Source organism: Halalkalibacter wakoensis JCM 9140, from assembly GCF_000513095.1.
Taxonomy (GTDB): Bacteria; Bacillota; Bacilli; order Bacillales; family Bacillaceae_D; genus Halalkalibacter; species Halalkalibacter wakoensis.
The window spans coordinates 1-26,177 of record NZ_BAUT01000021.1 but is presented as its reverse complement, the minus strand read 5'-3'; the positions used below and the strand labels follow the sequence as shown (position 1 = coordinate 26,177).

Here is a 26,177-nt window from a genome sequence, read left to right as displayed (position 1 = left end):
GCACCTACTTCGAACCATTAACTATTCCCCACATTTTTTCGAATTTCTTTACCCAATCAGCTTGTTTTGCTAATGCTAATCGTCTTGACTTATTTTCTTCACTTTTACTATTCAAAGCTCTTTCGCAAGCCGCTATAAATAACTCAGTTTCACTTTTAACATGTTCGTAAACGCCATCTTCTATATAGTTATTGGTTGAAGGAAGACCACATCCGACAATTGGTAGCCCCCCTGCCAAATATTCGAAAAACTTGAGAGGGAAAACCCCTTCATTGTAATTATTTTCTATATAAGGAAGAATACCGATGTCGAATGTTGCTACCATACTCGGAATTTCATCATAGGGGACAGTAGGAATTATTTTTACGTTATCCAACTTTTGCAATTTTTGATAAGCTTGTCCCATCTGTCCGTAAGTCGAACCAACGAGTACCAATTGCCAATCATGTTTCACTTTAAATACCTTTACTAGCAAATCAAAATCAATTTTCCAAGGTTTAAGACCTCCGACAAAACCTAGGGTCGGTTTCTTATTGAAATTTATATCTATCTTATCGACTACTTGGAATTTTGAATAATCCACTCCATTCTCAATAAGTGTAGTACTAATACGTTTATATAGGAGTCGGTTCTGTAAAGTTAAGGAAGACGCAAAGCAATAGTTAGCCGAACTAACAATTCTTCTCTCTGTTCTCCTTATTAATTGACGTTTTATAAAATTTTGAAGAAAATGATTCGTTTTTTCAGCTTCTACCCACATATCACTACAATCATAAATAACTGATTTCCATATCTTAAGTTGTGAAAGTGCGGAAAAAGCAGGATAAGTATACCACAAATAATAATTTACTTGCTCTTCATGTTTTTCATGAATAAAATGGATTAAAGAATTTTGAAACCACTCAATGTTTCTTACTAAACTTTTATAGTCTCCGATTTTTATTTGTAAAATATCGCAATTTAATTTTATTTCTTTTAGTATGTTTAAATTAGAATTAAAGAAAGAATGTGTTTCAGGGGAGATCCAAATAATTTCCTGTGCAGTATCTTGAGATAATAAATACTCAGCCAAACGATGTCGACGATATTTTAAAGGATCTTCTAGATAACTAGAAGGAGCTACAATCACATGAATAGTTTTGAACATTTTTCCCAAAACACTCCTATTTGAGTTAATTTCATAAAGCCTGTCTAAAGAACAATACAAAGACCTTAATTTTCATAGTCTCATTTTTAAAAATGAAAATTAAACAGCTTGAATAACCTCTTTTTTAGATAAGGGCTTAGCTATACGGTCACACGCGAGTTTTGCTCTGTTATAACCAATTGTGTTAAATCAAAATGAACTTTTGCTCGCTTCCCAGTTCGATAACGAACATTATTTAACTGGAAGAACTCTTTAAGATAAGCACGACGCGTTCAACAGCACGTTATTTATAGATGGTTTTCCACGCTTTTCGAGCCACTGGCTGGCGCTGTATATCGACGTAAATCAGTTGTTATTTTAACTTTATAGACTTTTTGACACAACGTTGCCGAAGCTAACGGTCAATCTTTACACTCTTTTGGACTCGTGTATTTTAACGTCTTATACTTAGAGTCGTAACTGTCATATCGACACGAATATTCTCGCGCACAACTTAGCGCAAAATGTTGAGCAAACCCTTCTAAGGCTGACTCATTTTTCTTATTGTAAGCAATGATAAACTGGGCACCCATTCGATGAATTTGTTCGTAAATAGCTGGATAATCATACCCTGCATCAAGAGTACTGAATGAAACCAGAAGCGCAGAGAGTCGCTCATGAACGCCTTTCAATAAAGGGATTGCAGTTTTTCCACCATTTGGGTTTCCCGATAAAAAGAGCGTTTGAAGAATATACTGACTTTTGGTTCAACTGCAAAATGCCATTTATGACCAAACCAAAATACGTTCTTTCCTTCACTGTTTTTCTTGGCTCACCAATTACGATCAAGAGGGACAGCTGACCGTAATTCATCTAAAGATGCATCAAATTAAGCTTCTATCTTTTTCTCGAATAGTGGTAGAGCAGCTTCACGTTCAACTTTTTCTTGAAGCTATTTCTCTTGTTCTTCTTTAGGCTTACGTCCACGTTTCTTTAGCTCTGATTTAGGCTTTTCTTCTTTTACAGGTCTTGGTCCCGTGCTTCGATGTGAGTCGTATCAAGGGCAGCCGTATCATCCATCTATGATAAACCCTTCTAGAATTGCTTAATGGATTTGAGTTTCTTTAATACGTTCAAGAACATCGAATTTAGCTAATTAGTAAGTATTCTCGAATAAGAGGCTTCAGATGGAATCGCATCAGAAAGAAGGAATTCATAATCTAAACGAAACATATAGTCGTTCTTAAAACTACTAATAAGATCTTTAATCGTAGGAATTCCTTCAAGAATTCTAGCCGCAAAAGCGTAGATCATGGCTGCATAATTAAGTTGAACAGGCGCACCATAAAGGGCTTTTTTGAAATAATAAATAGAATTGGGTCAATCTAATCGTTGAAACACCGTTTCAAAACGGTGGGTAGGTTCTAAATCGTATAAATCTTGCAGGTCAAATAGGCTTCCTTGTCGTATAATAGTCATAAGGGAGTCTTCCTCCAGTCGTTAGTTTTTTGTGTAGTAACTTACTAATTCGACTTTTGGGGAGGTACTCCCTTTTTCTTGTATTGAAAGCCTTACGAGACTAAGGGTTTACATTAAGAAATTCATTCATTTCTTAAATTAATAATTCTTTTTTTATTAACCTAACTTTAACTATTAATATCAATCTCATTTAAAAACTGATTAAAATACTCAAATTTTTTCCCACCGATCAAGTCGTCCATTAACCTCCCTTCAGCTTCCAAAAAGTAATCACCTAGTAATTGATCAGTTTTTTCATCAAATTTCTCGTAATTTCCAGGTCTAGGAGTAAATTCGCCAAAGACCAGCCTTTCCGAAGACTTATGAAAATCTAATCTAACAAATGGCGCTGGTATTTCAGAACTCATAGCAGCAGCTAAATCAATTTCTTTTTTAGATACTCCATCTCCTTGAATGACCTTATCGTCATACTTACCTGTATTTACTAATTCTCCTGAAGCAGACCACCAACAATACCCTTTACTAGGATACCTTCTTACTTCGAGAATTAGTGCAACTTTACCATAAAAACAATAAAATTTAATATCTCTAGATGGTTTCTCTAAGCTATTTTCGTTATAGATTAACTCCTCAACAATCCAATCATCATTTTTTACCAATCCATTTTTTAAATCATTCCGTATAGAAAATTCCAGTGATTTCCAACCACCTAATAATTTTGAATTTCTAACATCCAATATATTATCGGAATTCTCAACAAGATAAACACCACGAGAACCTGCTCCACTTACAGGCTTTATAACAATTTTTTCACCCTTATCAATTTCACTAAATTTGATATGACTATTAAATATCAAAGGTCTATCGATACCAAGTTTATCCACAAATGCATAAGACCTCACTTTATCATCAAGAATCCATTCTGGTAAAATTGTACTTAACTGTCTTTTCCTAGAACGCATACTCAAACTAGCTCTAAAAGATGATATTGATCTTAAAGATAATTTATCTCCTTTACCAGAAGACTTTACTAGAAATTCTGGCAACTCTCCTACTTTTAAAGAGCTTATTATTTTCTGATGTATTTCATTTCTTATTTCACTCTTTTTAATTTTCTTTGCGGCAAGTATAAGAGCTTCAGAATAGCTTCTCTCAAAACATTTCTTCTCTTCAATAATTTTTTCTACATAACCAATCATGTTCCCCGACTTTTCAGCTCTTTTTAAGTTACTTATAAGACCTTCCCTATTTTTTTCTTTATTTGGGAGCTGGAGCTTCCTATCAATGAATTTTTGAATTCTTCTAGCGTGCATTGTATAACCAAAGTGCTTTTCTACGTACTTACGAGTCTTCTAAAACTTTTTCATTATAGAAATTTTCATTATTCAACAGCTTTTCTAAATAATATTTCACTTCAAATGGTTCAGCGTAAATTGCTGCTTCTTCAAATAGTTTACGATAACTATGGGGGAGAATAACTGGTACTCCAACAGCCATCGCTTCTATAATCACTCTACCAAAAGATTCTACCCAATCCGAATGAGTATAATAAACGAAAACATCTAATTTTTCGAGGAACTTTTTTGGATGTATTGCACCAAAATCGGAAACATTCCAATTATCAGGCAAATAGCCTAATACTTTTTTAGGTGTTTCACCCCCACCTAAAATGTGGACTTCATAATCCTCTGAATCAGGATATGTGCCTAGTAATTCGGCTGGATTCTCAGGCCATTTAACCTCATTATCCCTAGAGTGCCTACCAATTATCTTTTTTGAACTATTAATAGGTCGTGATTTTCTTTCCCATTTATCTACGTCTATTATGTTAGACCAGTTTTCTTTAGATAAATTAATTTCTTTTAATTCTTCTCTATGATATTCGTAAAGAACATCTCTAACTAATGGTCCAATAGGACACCAAATTGCTCCTTTTCCAAAACATTCTTGCAAATAGTGGTTCGCTCTTTTGATATCATATCTAATCACAGCGTTAGGACCATAATCACTTTGTGGTGGTTGATTTATGATAACTCTAATATTATTAGCTTTTACATCTGGGATAAACCGTTGCCTTTCTTGCAAAATAGGAGGATATCTTACAATTAATAAGTCACAAGAGACGTATTCTCCGAACACAATAACTTGAACTTGGTCACCATCAACAAGATTCCGAACTTTGGAATCGAAGCTTCTTTTTGGATCAAGGTCATATCGATTCATTTGAATTAGCCCAACCTTAATACCTAATTGTTTTTGAGCAATAATCTCTTCAACATTTGACATATTAGATCCACCATGAAGTCTAAAATCAGAAACTAAAATGATATCAAAATGTCTACGTTCTATTGAATCATGTTTCTTATTCTTAATTAAAGGTTCTGGTACCGCAAAGGGCCTAAGCTTTTGCGGGAACTCATAGCGTAATGAATCAGTTTTGGAATGAAAGTAATTAGAACTCTCGAAATATTCCAATCTCGCACCAATTAGGTTTCCATGAAATCCAAAGACCTTATTACCCGTCAAAGAAGTACTAGTTTGTCTTTGAAAAGATAGAGGACCAGTTTTTAAATTCTTAATCGATAGTTCCCCAAATTTTTTTTTGAAGCGGCGTATAAATTCCCCGTCAGCCATAAAACGAACACTGTCCCAATAACCCAATTGTTCAAGGACATCTTTTCTACGAAACATTAAAGATGACATATTATCAAATATATATACACCAGGTTTCCCTCTACGATGGAACTTCAACTCTGTACTCGCTCGAACTTGCTGTGAAGTATTACCCATTATATTAGGGTTGTTGACTAAATGTAAAACTTGCTTTTCAATTTTTTGAGGATGGGACCAATCATCAGCATCATGGCACGTTATGAAATCTCCAGTTGCAACGTCAAGAGCTAGGTTTCGAGCAACATATGGACCGCTATTAACTTTAGTTTGTAAGAGTTTTACTCTTGAGTCTTTAATCAAAAAGCTTTCTACTACCTTAAATGTATTATCAGTACTACAATCATCCACAATAATAACCTCTAAGTTATGCCAACTCTGGGATAAGACAGACCTTATGGCTGTTTCAATATAGTTTTCTGAATTATAAATCGGCATAATGACTGTTACTTTAGCGTAATGTTCAGTTTCGACTTTTCCTTCATCTTTAATAATTTTAATGTTTTCTAAAGAAAGTTCTTTATTCATATTGGCAATATCAAGTTCTAATAGCTTGTAAAATTTATAAACCTCATTTATCATCCTAATTTTATCTATATAATTTGACTCATTATTTGCCTTTCCCAATCAATAGATCAGGATGAGTTTCTTCAGTTAATAATCTTTCTAGTTCTTTTTTAGCTATAATATTCTGCCCTAATATCTCTTGGCATTCTGCTACTAAAATTTTCGCTTTTCGGATGGTGCTACTATCAGTCTCTTCTTTTATAACTACCGACAAGAACTCTAAACATTTTTTTGCATCTTCCTTTGTATATTTATTCCCATGCCATAACGCTAATTCCCAAGCAGCAAATTTCTTTAAGTGAACATCTTTGGTATCACTTAACATCTCTATCAAATCTTTATAAGCCCGTTCTTCAAAACCTAAATTAAGCAATTTACGTTTAATTTGTTTTACTTTTCCCTTAGCATTTTTTACTTTTTTTTTCATCCGATATTTCAATATTTGACTGTTTTAAAGAAACTGATGATTTTTTATACTCATTTCTACGAGGTGAATGATTTTTTATACCTAGTACTCGTTTTATCACTAAGCTAATATCCCGAATGCTTTTACTGTATTGCCAAATTCTACTGTGTTCAATAGTTCGAAAGCTATTTCTATACTTATTTTTTTCAGCTTGTAGAACTTTTATCTGCCCGCGCATATTTAGTAATTCTACTTCTAAATCACTAATTTGTTTTTTTAAGAATCTTTCGATTTTCTTCTTCAATATTCAACTGTTCCTGCACTCTATAAACTTGATTTGTTAACTTGACTTTTTCAGATAATAGTAAATCTTTCTTTTCTAAGACATTTTTCATATTACAAAGCTCCTTCAATTTATTACATGTTAGGTTTTTTTGAAAAGTCTAACATTTTCCGAACAAAGAAGGTAAATCGCCAAGAACGACTCTCACTAATTTCCTTGAATTTTTTTTTAGCATAGGCTCTTTCTTTCTCAACTTTTTTCACCTCAATACCTAACTTCTGACTTTCTCGCTTTAACTCTTCCAATTCCATTCTATAGTCATAATTTCTTTTCATTTTAATATTCAGTTCATTTTTAAAGTATATTAATTTTTCTTCAGTTAAAATGATTTGGTCTTTTAAATACCTTTCTCGAATAGATTCTGACAAATCTGCAACCTCATCTGCATCCTTTTGTTTTATTAAAGAAATATCCATATTTTCAAACTCATCCTTTTTATTTGCTTAAAAATTTGCTTATCCTAAACTCATGGTTCGTATACCCGAAATTCTCTTCAACAAATTTCCACGCAAAATTAACTTGGTTATCATAAAAGGTCTTATCTACTAATAACTGTTGAATCTTTTCTTTCACTTCGTGTGGCTCTGCATAGATTGCAGCACCTTTAAATAAACTCTGATATTCATATGGTAAAATTACAGGGACACCCACCGCCATTGCTTCAATAATTACACGACCAAAAGACTCAACCCAATCCTGATGTGTATAATAAACAAATACATCTATTCGAGACAAAAATTCTTTAGGTTCTATCTCTCCAAATTCATAAACCTTCCAATTACTAGGCAACCTCCCTAGTATACTTCTTGGCGTGTTAGCTCCACCAAGTATATATACATCAAACTCTTTTGAATCAGGGTAAATAGATAGTAATTGCTCAACATTATCTGGCCACTTCATACTGTTATCTCTAGATACTCTCCCAATTTTAGGTTTCCCACCTTGTGAAAATTTTTTTTCCACTCTCCACTCATTCACATCTATAATATTGGTCCAGTCTTCAGTTGCTAGCTTAATAACCGACAAATCCTTACTATGGTAATTATATAAGGCTTCCCGAACTAATGGACCAATTGGATGCCAAATTGCCTCTTTCAAAAAATACTTTCTTAAATTCTCATGACTCTGTCTGATGTCAAAACGTTGAACACCATCTGGTCCATAATCACTTCTTGGTGTTTGGTTAATAATCACACGTATATTCTTCGCATCAACTTTTGGAATATAATCTTGCCATTCTTGCAGAATTGGCGGATACCTAACAATTAATAAATCACATGTAACGTTTTCGCCAAAAACAATCATCTGTACCATATTTCCATCTATTAATTGGCGTATTTTAGGGTTGGTTTTCTTTCGTGGATTATAATCATACCTCGACATTTGTATTAAGCCAGTCTTTAAACCCATGTTTCTGTGTGCTTTGATTTCCTCTAAGTTAGATATATTAGAGCCTCCATCCAATCGAAAATCTGAAACAATAATTATATCGAAATATCGTGTTCCTAACTGTTTTGGATCTCTTTTAGGCCACATAGGTTCTGGTACTGCAAAAGGCCTCTTAACCATTGGGAAATCATAGCGGAGTTCTTTCCCTAACGAGTGGTACTCACTAAAAGCTTCAAAGTATTCCTTTCTAGCTCCCATGAAAAAACCGTGATAACCAAAAGCAGAGCTTCCTGTTAGAGAGGAAGTTGTCTGTCTTTGAAAAGAAAGTGGTCCAGTTGAAAGATAGGCTACAGAGTCTTCACCAAAGATTACTTTTGTCCTCCTAATAAATTCAGAGTCAGCACCAAACCGAACAGAATCCCAGAAACCTACAGCCTCCATAACCTTTTTACGCCTAAACATAAAGGAAGACATATTACTAAAAATATATGAACCTAGCTTGCCCCTACGGTAAAACTTCAAATCTTCCGTTGCCCGGGCTTGTTCAGATAAATTCCCTATTACACTTCTATTCTTCTGCAAGTGTACAACTTGCCGTTCAATCTTCTCTGAATGAGACCAATCATCTGCATCATGACAAGTTACAAATTCTCCGGTAGCTTCTTTTAATGCCATATTTCTTGCAACATATGGGCCTTGGTTTACTCCGGCTTTAATTAACTTTACTCTATCGTCATTCTCTTCATACATTTCAACAATATCGACAGTTTTATCACTACTACAGTCATCAACAACCAACACTTCTAAGTTAGTCCATGTCTGAGTCAATACGGAGTCAAGTGCAGTTTTAATTACCTTTTCCGCGTTAAATACTGGGATAATAACAGTTACTTTTGTATTTATATTAGTCTCAGTCTGTACGAGTTGCTTTTCATAATCTGAAAAAAGACAATCATATAAAGTCGAATTTTTTTTTTCAGAAAAACTCACCTTATTTTTAATATTTGGAAGGGCTTTATTAATTAAACTAATTTTTTTATCTACTGTTGATTCAAGATTGCTCAAAGCTAAAAACAAATCTGAATCACTATCTACATCCAAAGCATTAATAATCGCCTTTTTAGCATTACCTATATCCCCTGTTATTTCTAAATTTTCTGCTTCCATTATTACTGCTTGTCTTAGTTTTATTGAATCTTTTTCGTCTTTTACGACTTCTGCTAATAACTTTAAACTTTCTCTTGCAGAGTCCTTATTATATTGATTAGCGTGCCAAAGCAGTAATTCCCAAGAGGCAATAGACTTCATTTTTATATTAGATTCTTCTTTTACAATCAATTCTAAATCCTCTTTAGCACGTTTACTGAAACCTAAATTCAACAATTTTTTCCGGATTCCCTCAATGTAATAATAGGAACCTTTCTTCGAATTTAGTAATCGTTGAACAAAATCTATTTGCTTTTGACTAAGAGCTCCTTTAATAAATTGTTTTATACTAGGTGGACATTTTTTTTTTAGGAACTTCAAACTTCTATTTATCAATTTCAGAACTCGAAAATTTCCAATAATACCAAACCTATACTTTTTAGCCATACATCGTTACCACCTTTAATTTCCACTTTTACTGAGCACTAATTTTCTGTTTGTACTTTTTAACAGTTTCTTTTGGCAAACAATCCATATATAATTCACCATTATCGAGCCACAATACCCTTGAGCAAACCTTCTCCACAAACCCCATACTATGCGAAACAATAATAACCACTTTCGCACTTTCAATCATTTCCTGAATTCTCTCACTGGCTTTTTGCCTAAAATCAATATCTCCAGCCGAAAGAGCCTCATCAATAATAAATATATCAGGTTGCAATGTAGCTGCTGTACTAAACTAAACGGGATTTCATACCACTCGAATAGTTCTTCACAGGTTTATTAATAGACTTTCTTAATCCAGAGAATTCAACAATACTATCATAATGTTCCTCAATTTCTTTCTTAGGAATTCCAAGCAACATTCCGTTCAAATAAATATTATCTCTCCCAGATAACTGCCCATCAAAACCAGTCCCAAACCCCAGTAATGCAGTGGTTTCACCATTTATAGTTAGCACTCCTTTATCAGGAGTTAAAATATTAGTCATCAATTTACAAAGTGTACTTTTTCCAGCACCATTATGACCTATAATCCCAACGACTTCTCCTTCTTTTATTTCAAAATTAACATTCTTCAAAGCCGAAAAGGTCTTTCCATTCAAATTATAAGTGACACTCAGATTTTCAGCCTTAATAGCAACTTTATCAGTTGATTTTAACTCTGTTTTTTTGATATCTAATTTCTTTTTTGGCTTTTGTTTCTTCTTAGGCACAGAAGCTAAATACTGTTGGGCAACCTCTTCTGGATTGCCATTCGCTTTAATAACCCCTTTTTCTAACCAAATAAGTCTGTCACAATTGGCTACAGCATATTTAATACTATGAGTAACTAAAATCACCATTTTGGCTTTCTTAACTAATTCCTTCATTTTACTTGCAGCTTTCTCATTAAACTCGATATCTCCCGTATTTAAAGCTTCGTCAAGAACTAACACTTCAGGCTCCAAGAAAGCTGCGACACTAAAACCAAGCCTAGCTTTCATACCACTTGAGTAATATTTAATAGGTTGTTCCATGAAAGAACCAATCCCCGAAAATTCGTGTATCTCGTCAATGAACTGACTAATTTTAACTTTATCAATCCCTAGCATCATTCCACTCATATATACATTTTCACGACCAGTTAACTCTTTATTGAATCCAATCCCTAATGAAAAGAGAGCAGATACTGTCCCATCCACCTGTATCTCACCCTCATCAGGATGCAATATCCCCGAGATGAGTTTGCACAATGTAGTTTTTCCAGATCCGTTTGATCCGATGATTCCCAACACTTCACCTTCATAACCAGTAAAATCAATACTTTTTAAAGGCCAGAATTGTCCTTTTACCTCATTCTCATTTTTCCTTTTAAACTTATTGAATACATGTGATTTAAAGTCGTCAGAACGATTATCGGGAGTGAAGGAAACACCAACATTTTTTGCTACAACAATTGAATTTTTATCTTCTATATGCATAAAGAAAACCTCTTTTATAATGCTTTTATAATTTTGTGTTCATTTCTATTGTAAAAGATAAGTAACCCCAAAATTGCTAGTAACGATATAAACCCAAGAATAAGTAATCCCGATAATTGAGGACTTGTTTGATACATTAATATATCCCGATATGCATTTAAAAGATGAGCAAACGGATTTATATCAACAATCCACTGATATTGTTCAGGCAAACGTCCTCCCTCCCATATAACAGGAGATGCGTAAAACAAAATTCGAATAACGTGTGTAAGAATATTATCGATATCTCGAATGAACACACAAACATAAGCTACGAATAAACTAATTGCTTGTAAAAACAACAATTGGACAAGCATAATTAAAGGAAGATAAATCACTTGCCATCCAGGCATAACACCAAAGGCAACTAAAAATATTGCAATAACAACCAAGCCAAACGAGAAATTAATTAATTCCGTTAAAGACTTTGTCATCGGAAAGATTGCCTTAGGTAAATAAACTTGATTAATAATGGAAGACCTGCTGGTGATAGCTCTAGCCGACTTACTGATTGTCGTACTTGACCAACGCCAAGCTACTAAACCAATGACCAAGAAAACACCATAATTTTCTCCACCACGATCTAATAAAACAGCTACTAAAAAGTAATAGATGAGAACACCGAGAAGTGGATCTAAAAGCCACCAGAAATAGCCAAGATAGCTATTTCTATGCTCTGATTTAAGTCCTGATTTAACAAGATAAATTAAAAGATCCTTCCTTTTCAAAATTTCTTTTAAATATGATTGCATCTATTCATCTCCACCATCCTATGTTACGCACTCTGATGATTTTTTACTTCTCTTAACAACGCAACACTCACCCCAAACAACACAAAGAAGATTGGAGCAGACCCTATAATCGTATCATTAAACACAGCTTGCACCAAATAAGCGAACAAACCTCCAAACAAGGCAACTAATAAAAATTCCTCTTCAGTCACGAGTTTGCCTTTCATAAAATAAACAATGTTTCGATATACGTGTATCCCTACCAGAGCTAAAAAGCTAATAAGTGCAATGATTCCAGCACCATAACCAATCCCAATATACATATTATGAGGCTTATCAACGACCAAATGATAATTCTCGATGTTTGCGTAGATTTCTGGATCATTTTGTGGGAAGAATAGAGCTAACGTATCCATTCCATAACCGAATAATGGTCGCTCTTTTATTAAATCAAACGTTCGATCCCAAATAAACAAACGTCCCGCTCCAGCACCTACTCCTCTTTCAGGTAGCGGCTCAAGTTCAAAAGGATTGTTTTCGTTAGGCTCATCAGCTTGAACACTTGGAACAAGAGACCCACCTATATTGGTCAGTAAATCAGTTGGATTCATAGAGCTTTCTGACGCCTCTTCACTAACAAAAGGATTGGTACCAACAAAAAAGCCAACTGTCCGATCCCAAACTTCTGCATTATGATTGACTAATGGAATAAATAAAGCCGTACTTAAAATGACAATTGAAACAAAAGGAATAACAGCCTCCAATTTCTGCTTTGACTTCCAAATGACAAAGGCAATAATCGGAAGAGAGACGGTAACAGCAACGAAGCCACTCCTTGATAAAGACGTAAAAATCATCGAAAATGCAAATATAGCTAATAGACTATAGACGACTTTCATCCACTTATTTTTCGTCATCATTGCAAAAATAGTTGCTAATACAACGACCATTCCTGCAAATCCACTCGCATAGTTGCCGTGATTTAATGTTGTACTTAATCCGCTACCTTCAATATCGCCTACTTCTCTTAGACTAGTGGGGACAATCAAATTTTGTACCCAGCTATAAGAACCAAGATCAATCCCGTAAAAGGTAACTAACCCCATTATTGCATTAACAAAAATAGGCGGAATTAGACATAAAACTATCAAATGAATATGTTTTGCCTTGTATGAAAGATTAGCTGCAACAAATAGAAGTGCCATATAACCTAAGTAAGTAATCGTTCCATCGTGACGATTATACATACCAAATAAGGCAACCTCTTTATATGGTGCAAATATTAGTGAAATAAGAAGCGAGAAAACAAAAATAGATATAAAAATATTTAAATTACTAGGTTTTATTACAGCCTTTGTAATGAACAACGAGTACAAGAAAAGTAATAAAATAACAAACGTAACTATAAGAAAAAAAAGAAACTTATAATACGTAAACAACTCCCCATATGAACCACTATTTAATGATGAATGGAATGAGATTAACGGACTGATAAATTCGGCAACTTGTACTCTTGTAATTAGAGGCAGGAATACAAATAAAAAACCGAATAAAACAATAATTACTTTATTTATCCTAGCTATCTCATTTAAACCTTCCTTTTCGTTACTGACTGTATGAATGTTATAATTCATCAACTTTCATCCTCATTTGCATTATTATTGTCAGACTCTATTTCCTCTAGGAGAGACATCGTCACCAGCCGATAATCTTCTGGCAAATCTAGCGTTAATGTTTCTTCTAAATAAACTTGTGCTTGCTCTAGTTGGTCATTACGTAATAAAAGTTCCCCAAATTGAATCATAAAGAAAGGTTCCTTCCTGAGGAATGGCCTTATTTTCATAGCTTCTTCATAATGAAGCAGTGCTGTATCCAAATCACCTTTCATGGCGTAATTTAGTCCTGTATTCCATTCTAGAGTTGGACTAGCAGGTTTTCGACCAATTAAATCTAAAAAGATTTCTTCTGCTTCCTCAAAGCCTCCTTGGTTGGACAACTGCATTGCGTAATGAAACTCATGAAAATCTTCTTCAAAAAGTTGATTCTGATTATTTGCTATATAATAAGTAATAACACAGATGATAACAGCCAAAATAAAAAGAACCGTAAAAGTGACAGTTCTAAACTTGCTTGAATGAATGTTCATACGTTAACTCCTTAAGTATAATTAAGTCTATTAACATTTTACTATAAATTTAGTTATGTAGTAAGCTGTAGAATTTTGTTTTTATTTGGTATTTGAATTTGGTCGAACTCAAAAGTGGTAAGTGCAGCCACTTTAATTAAGGCCTTCTAAACTCCTTTAGTTGATCGTCAAGGGAAATTAGGCAAAGAAAAGAGACTCACACCCCATTCCTCTTTATCGCTTTTTAACTAAAACCTACTTTCAAAGAAAAACTAGTCAGTTTTTCTTTCTACAATTCCCTCTCTGTTAGGATAAATGTCGTAGGAGATTTTAGATAATTAAGTAAAAAACAAGAAGGCTGTCAGACATTAAAGGAAATAGAACACGATATCACAAGGAACAAAGACAACGCATCCAAAGGGTTAGGTACGAAGCGCGAAAAATTTCACAACAAAAGTGACAAGTTGCGCTCTATCCACGTGAGATGAGGAGTAAAAGCATGAAGAAAACCTTACTATTCTCATGACCTAATAATGTTAATCGAAAACGTCATTTTTCGTTTCGATTCAAATCGCTAGGTTAGTAAGCGTAGCACGGTAGCCTAGACTGACTCGGGGATTAATGACATTTTTTAAAATCTTTAAAGGAGCTAAATACTCCAACTATATAGACAAAGACCGGTTTTAATTTAACAAATACATATTCCTGTAGTAGCTATTGGTTTTAAATTCACTTAGAGTTTTATCTTCTACGTTGTCTTCTATATGATTGGTTTGTAGACACCAGCTTTGCCTCGAGCTTCTTCAGAGTTCCACATCTCCTTAAATACCTTTGCTAATATATCATTTAGGAGCTACTTTATGTTTAGAACAACTTCAGAAATATCTTGAACCTCAACCATTTGATAAATGTCAAAAAAACCAACCACTGAGTGGTTGGTTTTTTGTAAAAATAACTATTAACGGATAGGTACACTAATTTCAGGACCTTGGTATCCTCTAATATATGGTGTGATTGTAACATCAGAAAGGTTAGCTGTATTTGGACCATACTTAATTTCAAAATTAGTAGCATTACTACGATCAAAATCAAAGCGAATTGTTGATCCATCAAATGGAGCAACTCGATCATCACCAGTTCCTCTAGCATAGCTAAAGTTACCTACTACAGTAAATTCTTCCGTTTCTGTTCTACCAGAAGAACCTGAAGTAACATGTAAGTAACCATCTGCGTCAGTGTAATTACCAGCATTACCATTTAATGCTTTAAATACAAAACTATCATTTGCTAGATTTGTAGTGTGAGCTCTAAATGTAGAGCTAGACGCACCTACAGGGTTTAATCTTTCATTCTTATCATCACGAATAGCAAATTGTGCAACATCATCTGTAGTTACATCAGAATTCCAATCAAATTGATTGACCATAGGTACTTGTTTAACGAATACACTCTTATCTGCATCTCTAACAGTAGCCATATTTTCTAGAGAAAAAGTAAACATACGTTGGTTAGCAGTGTTAGAAGCAACACGATCTTCTGTTGAAATTAAATTAGCTGTTACAGAAGTTGGACGATAGTTGAAACCACCTAAGTCACCTGCAACTGTGTTAGTGAATCTTTGAGACTCAGGTACATTAACTCTAATGTTAGAGTTTTGACCACGAGAATCAATATTTTCCACTTGTAATTTAAACGTATCATTTAAATCAGCTTCTGGTACATCTGCACTTAAAATGTCAGCTTTAATCACGAATTGTTTACGATTCTCTAAACCAGTCTCAACAACGTAATTATTGTTGAATTCAAACTCAATTTTAGTACCGTTGTTAATAAAGCTACCCGTAGCTACTGGAGTATCTTCTCCAGCTACGTATAAGTTTGGAGCTGCGATTAGGTTATCTAATCTACCACCAAATGCCTCTGAATCTAGTAAATCAGAATCTGGAGCAGCAGAAACAATGATATCATCAACTCTTAAATTCTCATCTAATGCTTCAACACGGAAACCACCGATAGGTGCTTGACGTAAAGTATCAGATACTGAATAACCAAAAATACGGTTTCCACTCGGTAATTGTGTAAAGTTCCATGATCCACCAGCAGTTAATTTCTTATATTGTGGAGATGAAGGAAGTACTGAGCTAAGCATTGATTGACCACGAGTACGTGTATCTTCTAAATCATACTCTACAGAATTTAAACGTACATCGATTTCTGCATTATCAAGAGTTTCATTTCCAGCACTACGAATACGTAGTTGAACTCTATTTGAAGTTCCACGATCAACGAACCAGTTAACATTGTCAAAACTAACTTCAACTTCGTCTCCTGATTCAGATCTGCTAATTGTTTCAGAAGCTAATACAACATTTCTTTCTGGATCATAAAGCTCTACTGCAGAAACTAGATCTCCAACAGATTGACCTCTTGTATTAATGATCGCTGAAGCATCTGTTACAGTAATATCTTCTCCTGGAGCTACTAGATTGTACTCACGCACAACACCTTCAGAACTTGAAGTGGCAACAATAGTAGAACCTTGTTGTGGAGAGTTCGTGCTAATCGTTAAACGAGAATCGCCTGAACCAATTTCGAAAGGTGCAGATAAGGCAACCGTACTGCGTCCATCAACATTAGCTTTTTCTAAACCGATTCGTACATTATATCCACTATTAATACCTTTTGCACGAACATCATAAGTTTCTTCAATTTCAAAATAACCTTCAGACTGCGTATCGATAGGGTCACCTTTCAATACGAACGTTTCAGCATTTGAACGTGCAATGCGAATATCTTTTCCGCGTAAATCAAACGAAACATCATCAGAGCTAACAATAGCATCAACATCAATTGCATCAGCGCCATTGTTTCTGTAAAGTGTTAAGTTTTCAAAGTCAGTTGGATCAATTCCACCATGTGCATTTAATAGAACCTGCTCAAGTGTAACACCTTCTTGAGATGGTTGAACAGTGAATTGTCCAAGTTCTTCTTGAGTATCACCTACATCGGCATTAACTACGATGCTACTTCCACGAACATTAAGTTGACCAATGTTACTTTGAATCATAGAAAAACTATTACCCACAAGTGGGAATGAACCGTTCAACTGAGCATTAGCTGAGAATGCATTAACTGATTCAATTCCAAATTGAACTGTAGCAGTTGCGGCAGTTGAATCATTGTTCAAGTCAACAGCTACTGTAAACTCACGAGTTGTGTTAGCTGGAATTCTTACAGAACGACTTAAACGAACTTGGTTGTCTGCGTTGATTGTTCCTGATGCAACAACATTTCCGTTTTCATCCAATAGATGAACTTCGTCGATATGATCACGATTATGCGCTGTACCTAATTGACGTAATTGCGTTGAACGCAACGTGATGTCATCGCTTCCCGCAGTTACCGAGAACTTAAATACTTCGTTCATAGGTGAACCAATCGCTAGATTTCCTGCTGTAGGTTGGTTAACTGCTGTTACTGACCCCGGTGCAGCAGTTACATCAGAAACTGAGAAGGAAGTTTCTTGAGTTTCTACTCCTTCAGCTTCAACAACTACACGGTAATTACCATTACTTAAAACTTCTGTAACAAGTTCAAACGAACGATTATCAACTGAAACTGTTTCTTCAACTACAGCTTCATCGCTTGAGTTTAGAACTGTCACTTGTACTTCTTCAACAACATTCGCACGACCAGAGATGACAGCTGTTTTGTCTGAGTTAACAGAAGCATTAAGATTGAAAACTGCTGGTACATCTGGAGCTGGCTCGCTAGGAGTTCTATCAAGACCATGCTTTTCAATCGTACGGTGCATTAATTGTGCGAAGTTCTCACGGTTTAATGCGTTGTTTGGACGGAATGTTCCATCTGAGTAACCATTGATTAGGCCTTCAGAAGCCATTAATGCAACAGCATTAGCGTGTGAACCAGCGTTGTCAGAGAATGTGTACTGTGCAGTACCTTCTAATCCCCAAGCACGTGTGATAACTGTAGCAGCTTGTGCACGTGTGAAGTTTCCGCCAGCGTTGAACGTTCCACCAGCGTTGAAGAATCCAGCTTCAACAGCAGCAGCGATTTCGTTGTAATAACGGTGTGTTGTTGGGATGTCGCTGAAACCTGGGTTTGTTACGTTGTTTGTATCAAGATCGAACGCACGAGCGAACATTACTGCCGCTTGTTGACGAGTAAGCTCAGCTCTTGGCTTGAATGTTCCATCTGGATAACCAGTGATTACACCAAGATCTACTAAAGCTTGAATAGCTTCGTAGCTTTCACGTTGTTCAGATACATCTGAAAAATTTGTCGCAGCAGAAGCAGCGATTGGACCTACACCAGCGAAACCTGTTGTTACTACAGCAGCTGATAAAGTTGTTGCTAAGAATTTGCGGTAAGACTTAGGTTGATAACTCATGTTTTCTTTTTCCTCCTTAGATTATGTACATTTTGAATGTACAGTTAAACTGTTTTACTAATTACTAAGACGTTATAGGACTGACTGGTCAAACAACGGTGTACTTAAACTTTGATGCAGATCTTATTTCAAAACCAATACCCTAGTCCGCCTGTTTGAACTAGTAAATTGCAGTCATTCCAACTGTAATCTGCAAGATGATTATACTTGCTAGATTCCTTGTTGTCAATGATTCTACTTATTATAACATAAATTTACTAGAATCTACAAGTGGTGCGGTTGGAGTGACATCAGATTCAACATCTAACGTCATTCTACACAATAATTCTTCATTTGCAAATAGATTCACGAAAGTTTTTCTGGTTTTTACACTAGCAATTAATGGTAGTTATCTTTGTTGCTATGTAAATGTTTTTGCAAAGTCTATTGTACATACGTCCTCAGCCCACTCTCTCATCGTATGTTTGTCATCGGCAGTTATTCCAATTAATAATCTAAAAAAGAACAAAAAAAAGAGGCTTGGACAAAAGTGGTTTTATAAACTGGCAATGGTGTGTGAAGATTGTCGCTGCATAGCAATCGCTCCGGAACGATCCTCCGCTAAAGTTCAGCATGCCCATTATCCATTTAACCCTTTAGTTAGGTCCCAACCTCTTAACGATGTATTTTTTAAACTAACCTTCTATCTTCTCTTCTATAGAAACAGGTTCGTTATGATTTTGAAAACGAAGCAAAAGCGATTCATCAATGACACGGAACTCATCGAGGATTTCAACCGTATAACGGAAGCGTGTTTGGAAGCGGTGAACATCAAATGTTTCGACATCAACAAAAATCGTCATGTCAATTCGTTCAATTTCAATGCTCTCCATTACATCATCCATGTTTAGATTCGGGTGATCCGCTAGTCCCATTTGTTCGATATGCTGAAGAACCAATGGACGGTACTGTTCATCTGACCCTCTAAATGATACTTCATAAACTGAGATCGTCTCAGCTTCCTCATCTAATAACACTTCTTCATTCTCTGGATCATAATAGAGGATTTCTGATTCCTTCATTAAAAATTCATTATTATATGGTAGGAAAGCTTCCAACAACGTTGTTGGTTTCTCAAAGATTGATCCGTAAATCCCTCTCTGTCACGCACTTGCCACGTTGCACCAGGGTTATTTGGTCTAACCCTCCACTCATCATTCGTTACATACACTTCCATATTCAATGATTCTGTTAAGTTTAAAAGGGTCATTTGAATTTCCGCATACGCTTGTAACGGATTATATGCTATTTCACCTTCCATTGCTGAACGAAACGACTCTTGTTGTGCCGTTAGCGTTTGATTCCGTTGAAACGATACACTTTCTAATTGTTCTGTTGCCATTATAGCTTCATCATACACTTGCTCGGCTTTAAGCTGGTCCCCACATCCTGAGAGTACAAACAGGGTAACAATAAACAGGGGAATGAGTATTTGTTTCATTCTATCTTCTCCTAGCGTTTCTTCTCATTGTATTTGTATCATTCTTATTGTACAAATCAGCTAGCCTGAACACAAGTTTGATTTTTCAATTACGGTAGCACTACTCCAAATTCCCTCATTTTTTAATTTCAGTTAGCTTTCTATTTTTACAAATTCTACCTAATCGACAATATATGAAGGGGATTTTTCGATTATCTGTCATAAAATGTTGTCATTCTGTTACACAAATGTAATAAAAATTGGTAGATTCTTATGCTAGACTTAGTCCTAGGAAAATAAATCAGTAGTTTACTAGATAGAATTGTCGAAAGATTGGAGTGTTAGGCTTGTCGAAGAGGACCATGTGTGTCGTGTTAACTATCTTGCTATTAGCAACGATTGCGCCACGCGACCAAGTGAAAGCATCATCCGTTCGTGATGATATTGTGTCAATTGCAAAGGGCCAACTTGGTACACCTTATCGCTTTGGCGGTACAACCCCAAGCGGATTTGATTGTTCTGGATTTATTCGGTATGTATTTAATGGTGTCGGGATAGATTTACCTAGAACTTCTGCTTCTCAGTACCGTGCTGGCACATCTGTTAGTAAGTCAGATTTAGAAGTGGGAGACCTTGTATTTTTTAATACAACCGGAGCAAACCCTTCTCACTCAGGTATCTATATAGGAAGCAATCAGTTTATCCATGCATCTTCATCAAATGGAATTTCCATCTCTAATATTAATGATCCTCACTATTGGGGCAGTCGATACATAGGAGCAAGACGAGTACTAGAAGAGATCGAAGTGCAGCAAGTATCGTTAAAGGAGCTTCCTGCTGGTCAATATCATGATGTTAGTTCTGATTTTTGGGCAGTGAATTCCATAAGACGCTTAGGCGAACAAACCATTATTACAGGGTATGAAGGCAGCCTTTTCAAACCAAATGAACAAATTACACGTGCACAAGTAGCGATTATCTTAACAAGAGCATTGAATCTTGAAGCAAATGGAGAATCTGTTGACTTTCACGATGTAAGTTCATCATTCCATGCTTATGATGCCATCCAAGCGGTCGCGCAAGCAGGATTTTTCTCGGGTGATTCCAAAGGAAACTTCCGTCCAAATGATCCATTTACAAGAGAACATATCGCACTAGTTTTTAAGAAGGCTTTTGAGCTTCCGGATGCAACAGCACAGACAGATTTCAAAGATGTATCCGATTCACGTCATTCCTATCAAGCGATTCAAAGCTTAGCTGAAAGTGGCATCACTTCAGGTTACAAAGACGGTACATTCCGTCCTGGTGAAACGACGACACGTGCTCAACTTTCCGTATTCTTTGATCGTGCTTTAAGTAATTAAACGTTTGTAAAAGCAATAGGGAGAATGTCCTTATTGCTTTTTTTATTCCCTTTTTCTCTCTTTTTAAACCGTTTTTTCTTTGTCTTTTCTATTTCAATCTGGTTCCTAATCTTCTATAATTATATGAAACACCTACTCTATTTATAGCTTACGAAAGCTGGTGACTCGATGACCCTATTTATGAAACGTTTTTTCGTCGTATTCGTCTTTTTGTTCTTTTTACAAGTATCCAATGTATTCGCTAGTTCTGATGAATACATCCTTCTTTTTCAAGACGACATTGATTATGAGAAACTAGAATCTCTTGAATCAATTGAAATTTTGGAAGAGTTCTCATTCTTCCCTGGAGTTGTGATTGTAACCGATGACCGTTCGATTGAAACAATCCGTTCATGGCCTACAGTCCTCTCCATCGAGGAGAATCAAGAACTGATTGTCGAAAGTTCGACTTATGCAAACTGGGGAATATCCCATTTATCTATTCCTTCAAGCTGGGACCTTGGTTATTCTGGTAAAGGGGTCAAAGTAGCGGTTGTAGATAGCGGGATTGCTCCACATCCTGCACTCACGATTCAAGGTGGGGTTTCAATGGTTAATTATACAACCTCCTACTTCGATGACAATGGTCACGGAACACATAGCGCCGGCATTATCGCCGCCAATCAAGCGAGTACCAACCATCTAGGGGTTGCACATAACGTTGATCTTTACTCGGTCAAAACACTTGATTCTTCAGGTAATGGAAGGCTAAACGATACGATTCGCGGAATTGAATGGGCGATTAAAGAAAACATGGATATTATTAATTTAAGTCTTGGTACATCCACCCCTTCTTCTGCCTTAAAATCAGTTGTTGATTATGCCTATGAACAGGATATTATCGTGGTTGCTGCTGCAGGAAACAAGTCCCAAAACACAGCAACACCGATGCCGGTAGAGTATCCGGCTAAGTATGGGAGTGTCGTTGCTGTATCAGCGGTAGATAACCGAAACCGAATCACTTCTTTTTCGGCAACTGGCCCGGAAATTGAGTTTAGCGCCCCTGGCGTATCGATTAACAGTACGCATTTAAATAATCGTTTTGCGTCATTAAGCGGGACATCGATGGCGACACCTTTTGTTGCAGGGGTATTCGCTTTATATCGTGAAGCTTATCCTCATCTGAACGCGAAAGAGATTCGTAAACTAGCTCAACGTGACGCATATCCATTAACAAGCTCTCGTGATGAACGGTATGGATACGGGTTAATCCAGCCTCCAACAAAGGTTGAATTATCGGCACCTCGTTCGTTAAGAGGTAGCATCGTTTCAACAAATAGCGACGACTCTGCTCTATACTCGTTGCAATGGTCACATCAGCAGGCAGATCGAGTTGATGCTTATCAGGTTTATCGAAATGCTCAATGGATTACAACCGTTCATGATCTTCACTTTGAAGAAACTTTGACACCAGGTGATTATGTATACAATGTAACGGCCGTTAGCAAAGATGGAACTGAATCAAAAAAGAGTTCACCCCTCTCTGTTCATATACCGAAAAAAGAAGTTAAACCTGAGCCTGTTCCAGAACCATCGATACCAGAACCTGAACCACAACCCGAGCCCGAGCCCCTACCAGTAGAATGGATTCATTTTTCGGATGTAGATGAATCGTTTTGGGCTGGACCACACATTTCGTATTTAGCGAGTCAACGTATTGTCAGTGGGTATGACGATGGTTCCTTTAAACCTTCCGCACCCGTTCGCCGTGGGCAAGCGGTCGCCATGATCGCCCGAGCTTTAAAATGGGATACGACACAAGCGGAGACGAATTTTTCAGATGTGAATAAAGAGTATTTTGCTTCTGGAGATATTGCCTATGCTGTTGAGTTAGGTATCATTAGTGGTTTTCCGGATGGAACGTTTAAGCCAAATGCTCCGATTACGAGGGCTCAAATGGCCGCTATTTTAGGAAAAGCATTCGCTCTTGGCACCGATTCTGCGATCATCTTTGAAGATGTCACTACTTCTACAACTGGTTACAGGGAAATTAATCAGTTAGCCAAACTGGGCATTGTGACTGGTTATGATGGCCGCTTCTATCAACCTAGTCAAACGTTAACAAGAGCACAGTTTTCAGTCATCTTATCCCGCGTCCTGAATGAGGACTTGCGAGAATAGTGTCTTCATCTATCTATAGAAAAAATCACGGAAAGCCAATTGGTTTCCGTGATTTTTTTTAGGTTGCTTTATCAAACTAGTATAAGCGTTTTGCGCCTAAGTAGCGTTCACTCCAATAAGCGTTGTTCATACTGGCAACAACTACACCCGTGGAGGTGCCGCTATGAACAAATTGATCGTTGCCAATATATATGCCATTATGTGATGGACCTGGTGAGATCGTTTCAAAGAATACGATATCACCAACAGCTGGCTTTGAAACGGACTTCCCTATATTCCATTGATCTTTCACAGAGCGCGGAATCGATAAGCCTTGCTGTCCGAACGTATAATAAATAAAACCACTGCAATCAAACCCATTCGGAGTCGTTCCACTCCATACATAAGGTGCACCGATGTGATTCGCTGCTTCTGCGATCAAATTCGTAACAAATGCTGCTTGATTCTCAAGTGCTGGTGTTTTCTTTTCTGCTTCATTCGGTGAGGCTTTTGGCGTTGATTTTAGTTCTGCTAGCTTGCTCATTGTTTTTGGCCCTGCTATGCCATCAGCCGTCAAATTATGTAAACGTTGAAAGTTTCGTACAGCTTGTGCGGTTTCCTCTCCAAAGTAACCCGTTGGTTGTCGATCAAATAGACCGAATGCACGCAGAGCTATCTGCAGTTCCGTCACGGCACTTCCACTGCTACCTATTTTTAGTACGGTCTTCGTTACGGTCCATTCACTTTTGATTTGTTGATTCGGTTGTTCGATCTTCGGCAGGTTCGTCTCGTACGTGATTTGCTGTACCGGGTGTTCACCTAGCAACGATGCTAAAGTTTTTGGTCCAACAACTCCATCTACTACGAGATTGTTCGCTTTTTGATAGTTTCTTACAGCTGATTCTGTGATTCTGCCAAATTGACCTGTAATTTTGTAGTTATAATACCCTTGTTCTTTTAAGGCAATTTGTAATTGCTCAACTTGTTGACCGTCCGATCCAAAACGGAGATATGTTTGTAGGCTCGTCATTTGCTTTTCGTTATTCGACGTTGAACGAGACTGTTGATTGTGCTGCTGGGCTTGTCCTTCCATTTCCGCTAGAAGTACTGATAATGTTTTCGGGCCTGCAATCCCATCGACTTTTAAGTTGTTTGCTTTTTGAAATTTCCTTACCGCTTCTTCTGTAATAGAACCGTAAAAGCCAGTTGACTGATGGTGCGTAAAATAGCCTTTTTTCTTTAACGCCTCTTGCAATTCCTTTACATCTGGATGATTTGTCCCTATTCGAAGGGTTTGATCTCCAAGAGCTGCATCCGCTATTTGCGGGCTCATTAAAAAAAGCCCAGTCGCAAACGTTGATGACAGAACGAATTTTCGTACCGCCGTTACCTGCACCATGTGTACAAACCTCCTTAGCCTAGTAATTTCCCTCTTACCTAATATTACCTTCCACTAATGCAATTGCAAAGAATAATTTTACGCGCCCTGCATTTTTTCTATGTACTTTACTAATAAAGGGGTCAGACCCTACTTTTATGCAGTGAAGTGGGGTCTTGTGCTTTATAGGTTTTTTGCTTCGTTTTTGGAGTAGTGCTATTGGTTTGTTTGCAGCTTCTTTCGTTTCTTCTTGTGTTTTTTGAAAAGAGGTCTATCATTCTATCTTTTCATAAGTTGAGTCTCCAAATAAAGGAATGGACGAAATGAGTTAGAATACGGGGTTTGCGGGAAAAATGAGTTATCCACAGAATTCCGTGGATAAGCTGTTGATATCTTTTTTTGTAAGATCTCAGTTACGGTCAGTGAGTGCTGCACAACTAGCTGCTGAGCTACTTGCTACCTTTGTCATGTAGGTTCGGCTGACATAGTGAGAAGCGGGTTCTGCAGTTAGGTCCTGCTTTTTTGGCGAGGGTTTTTACGTCATTTGGTTTGTTACGTGCTTTGGTTGATGATTTTTTTGTGTGGTTTTTGAATGGAATTGTGGCGCGGACAATAAATGTGGGTCATCGGACAATAAAGTGTAGGTAGCGGACAATAAATTCGGCTCATCGGACAATAAATCAATGAAACTCGACAATAAACTCTGTTAACTCAGGAAGAGAGGAAGCTTTTTGGTTAGAAATGTCTACTAGAACGTTTAATTTGATTACTTTGGAGGAGAAAATGAATGGTTTCACACAGCAAAAAGGTCCTCATGCTTTTTGATGAGGACCTTTCTTCTTATTTATCTTGCAGCAGTCGTCAGCTTTACCTGTTCATACGTTTCACGGTTGCAAATAATGTAGAGCACCGCATCATTTGGAATCGATCGAACCTGTCCCCCTAACCCACTTATGTCGCTTACTGTCGTAGATTGCAAGATCATTTACCTTTTAATTTCCAAATGAATCTAGTAAAATTAACACTATAACTAAAGTGGAAATATACCTATGTATTTACATCTTGCTAGACTCGAACGATATATCAAATTAACCTTTATTCTAGGAGTGAGTGACATGCCCTTAATTAAAATGAGGACGATCTGGACGCCGTTAGCCTTGGTAGGATTTAAATTATTAAAAGATGATGAAGGTTGCTACTACTTTAAACTATTTAATAGCCAGTTAAAGAAACTTCGTAATTAATTGTTTTTTTATATAAAAGTCAAACAAAAATCGATCCCTTTATATATGGGATCGATTTTTCATTCACTTTAGTTAAGTATAGATTGGTAATTCTGGCTAGTCTTCTATGCTTTTCTTTGTTTTTCGTTGTTTCCAAACGTTGGTCGAGGAACCTGGTTTCCCCTGACCCTGGTGCGGACAATAAAGGCGGCTCA

General features: G+C 36.5%; 20 protein-coding genes and 1 pseudogene. 3 read left to right on the top strand and 18 right to left on the bottom strand.

All coding sequences use genetic code 11. The annotated features are described in order from the left end of the window. Positions 1 to 4: 4 nt before the first annotated feature. The 16 genes and pseudogenes from JCM9140_RS10225 to JCM9140_RS10165 form a co-directional block, all read right to left on the bottom strand. Entirely contained in the window at positions 5 to 1,147 is a 1,143-nt protein-coding gene (locus tag JCM9140_RS10225) for a glycosyltransferase (RefSeq protein ID WP_034745656.1), read from the bottom strand. A 99-nt stretch (positions 1,148 to 1,246) separates the two neighbouring features. Then, a pseudogene (locus JCM9140_RS10220) lies at positions 1,247 to 2,605 on the bottom strand (transposase). Between the two features lie 167 nt (positions 2,606 to 2,772). Continuing rightward, the gene (locus JCM9140_RS10215) at positions 2,773 to 3,804 is read right to left on the bottom strand and encodes an ATP-grasp fold amidoligase family protein (RefSeq protein WP_162232192.1); all 1,032 of its coding nucleotides are present in this window, start codon (positions 3,802 to 3,804) and stop codon (positions 2,773 to 2,775) included. 142 nt (positions 3,805 to 3,946) lie between these two features. Next, positions 3,947 to 5,857, bottom strand: a complete 1,911-nt coding sequence (locus JCM9140_RS10210; protein ID WP_052002183.1) for a glycosyltransferase — start codon at positions 5,855 to 5,857, stop codon at positions 3,947 to 3,949. Positions 5,858 to 5,885: 28 nt separating this feature from the next. Further along, positions 5,886 to 6,269 (bottom strand): hypothetical protein, encoded by a 384-nt coding sequence (locus JCM9140_RS22490; protein WP_052002182.1) that lies wholly within the window; start codon positions 6,267 to 6,269, stop codon positions 5,886 to 5,888. A gap of 242 nt (positions 6,270 to 6,511) precedes the next feature. Continuing rightward, positions 6,512 to 6,643, bottom strand: a complete 132-nt coding sequence (locus JCM9140_RS24890; RefSeq protein ID WP_268870560.1) for a hypothetical protein — start codon at positions 6,641 to 6,643, stop codon at positions 6,512 to 6,514. Between the two features lie 22 nt (positions 6,644 to 6,665). Then, positions 6,666 to 7,007, bottom strand: a complete 342-nt coding sequence (locus tag JCM9140_RS10205; protein WP_034745653.1) for a hypothetical protein — start codon at positions 7,005 to 7,007, stop codon at positions 6,666 to 6,668. 19 nt (positions 7,008 to 7,026) lie between these two features. Further along, a complete protein-coding gene (locus tag JCM9140_RS10200) occupies positions 7,027 to 9,573 on the bottom strand; it encodes a glycosyltransferase (RefSeq protein WP_052002180.1) in 2,547 nt (848 codons plus the stop codon). A 28-nt stretch (positions 9,574 to 9,601) separates the two neighbouring features. Then, complete coding sequence (locus JCM9140_RS25400; protein WP_439644288.1) at positions 9,602 to 9,850, bottom strand: P-loop NTPase family protein; 249 nt, start codon at positions 9,848 to 9,850, stop codon at positions 9,602 to 9,604. A 13-nt stretch (positions 9,851 to 9,863) separates the two neighbouring features. Further along, complete coding sequence (locus JCM9140_RS10195) at positions 9,864 to 11,093, bottom strand: ABC transporter ATP-binding protein (protein WP_439644287.1); 1,230 nt, start codon at positions 11,091 to 11,093, stop codon at positions 9,864 to 9,866. A gap of 14 nt (positions 11,094 to 11,107) precedes the next feature. Further along, positions 11,108 to 11,884 carry an ABC transporter permease gene (locus JCM9140_RS10190; RefSeq protein ID WP_034745650.1) on the bottom strand — a complete coding sequence of 259 codons (777 nt, stop codon included), beginning with the start codon at positions 11,882 to 11,884 and terminating at the stop codon, positions 11,108 to 11,110. Between the two features lie 23 nt (positions 11,885 to 11,907). After that, positions 11,908 to 13,497: an O-antigen ligase family protein gene (locus tag JCM9140_RS10185; protein WP_034745646.1), complete on the bottom strand. Its 1,590-nt coding sequence runs from the start codon at positions 13,495 to 13,497 to the stop codon at positions 11,908 to 11,910. Beyond that, positions 13,497 to 14,009 (bottom strand): tetratricopeptide repeat protein, encoded by a 513-nt coding sequence (locus tag JCM9140_RS10180; protein ID WP_034745643.1) that lies wholly within the window; start codon positions 14,007 to 14,009, stop codon positions 13,497 to 13,499. Before JCM9140_RS10180 ends, JCM9140_RS10185 begins: the two co-directional genes overlap by 1 nt. A 937-nt stretch (positions 14,010 to 14,946) precedes the next feature. Then, positions 14,947 to 18,399, bottom strand: a complete 3,453-nt coding sequence (locus JCM9140_RS22480) for an S-layer homology domain-containing protein (RefSeq protein ID WP_052002179.1) — start codon at positions 18,397 to 18,399, stop codon at positions 14,947 to 14,949. Positions 18,400 to 19,073: 674 nt separating this feature from the next. Then, the gene (locus JCM9140_RS10170) at positions 19,074 to 19,460 is read right to left on the bottom strand and encodes a DUF6612 family protein (protein WP_034745640.1); all 387 of its coding nucleotides are present in this window, start codon (positions 19,458 to 19,460) and stop codon (positions 19,074 to 19,076) included. Further along, entirely contained in the window at positions 19,460 to 19,879 is a 420-nt protein-coding gene (locus JCM9140_RS10165; RefSeq protein ID WP_034745638.1) for a DUF6612 family protein, read from the bottom strand. The genes JCM9140_RS10170 and JCM9140_RS10165 overlap by 1 nt, the downstream gene beginning before the upstream one ends. 326 nt (positions 19,880 to 20,205) lie before the next feature. Between JCM9140_RS10165 and JCM9140_RS10160 the strand changes: the two genes are divergently transcribed. Both JCM9140_RS10160 and JCM9140_RS22475 read left to right on the top strand, forming a co-directional pair. Further along, positions 20,206 to 21,222, top strand: a complete 1,017-nt coding sequence (locus JCM9140_RS10160) for a C40 family peptidase (RefSeq protein WP_156314844.1) — start codon at positions 20,206 to 20,208, stop codon at positions 21,220 to 21,222. Positions 21,223 to 21,390: 168 nt separating this feature from the next. Then, positions 21,391 to 23,382 (top strand): S8 family peptidase, encoded by a 1,992-nt coding sequence (locus JCM9140_RS22475; protein ID WP_052002178.1) that lies wholly within the window; start codon positions 21,391 to 21,393, stop codon positions 23,380 to 23,382. Between the two features lie 76 nt (positions 23,383 to 23,458). Here the strand turns inward: JCM9140_RS22475 and JCM9140_RS10150 are convergent, their stop codons facing one another. Together JCM9140_RS10150 and JCM9140_RS24885 are read right to left on the bottom strand one after the other, a co-directional pair. After that, positions 23,459 to 24,760, bottom strand: a complete 1,302-nt coding sequence (locus JCM9140_RS10150; protein WP_052002177.1) for a C40 family peptidase — start codon at positions 24,758 to 24,760, stop codon at positions 23,459 to 23,461. An 823-nt stretch (positions 24,761 to 25,583) separates the two neighbouring features. Continuing rightward, positions 25,584 to 25,718 (bottom strand): hypothetical protein, encoded by a 135-nt coding sequence (locus JCM9140_RS24885; RefSeq protein ID WP_268870559.1) that lies wholly within the window; start codon positions 25,716 to 25,718, stop codon positions 25,584 to 25,586. A 136-nt stretch (positions 25,719 to 25,854) separates the two neighbouring features. Between JCM9140_RS24885 and JCM9140_RS24880 the strand changes: the two genes are divergently transcribed. Continuing rightward, positions 25,855 to 25,983 (top strand): hypothetical protein, encoded by a 129-nt coding sequence (locus JCM9140_RS24880; protein ID WP_268870558.1) that lies wholly within the window; start codon positions 25,855 to 25,857, stop codon positions 25,981 to 25,983. The last annotated feature ends 194 nt before the right edge of the window (positions 25,984 to 26,177 follow it).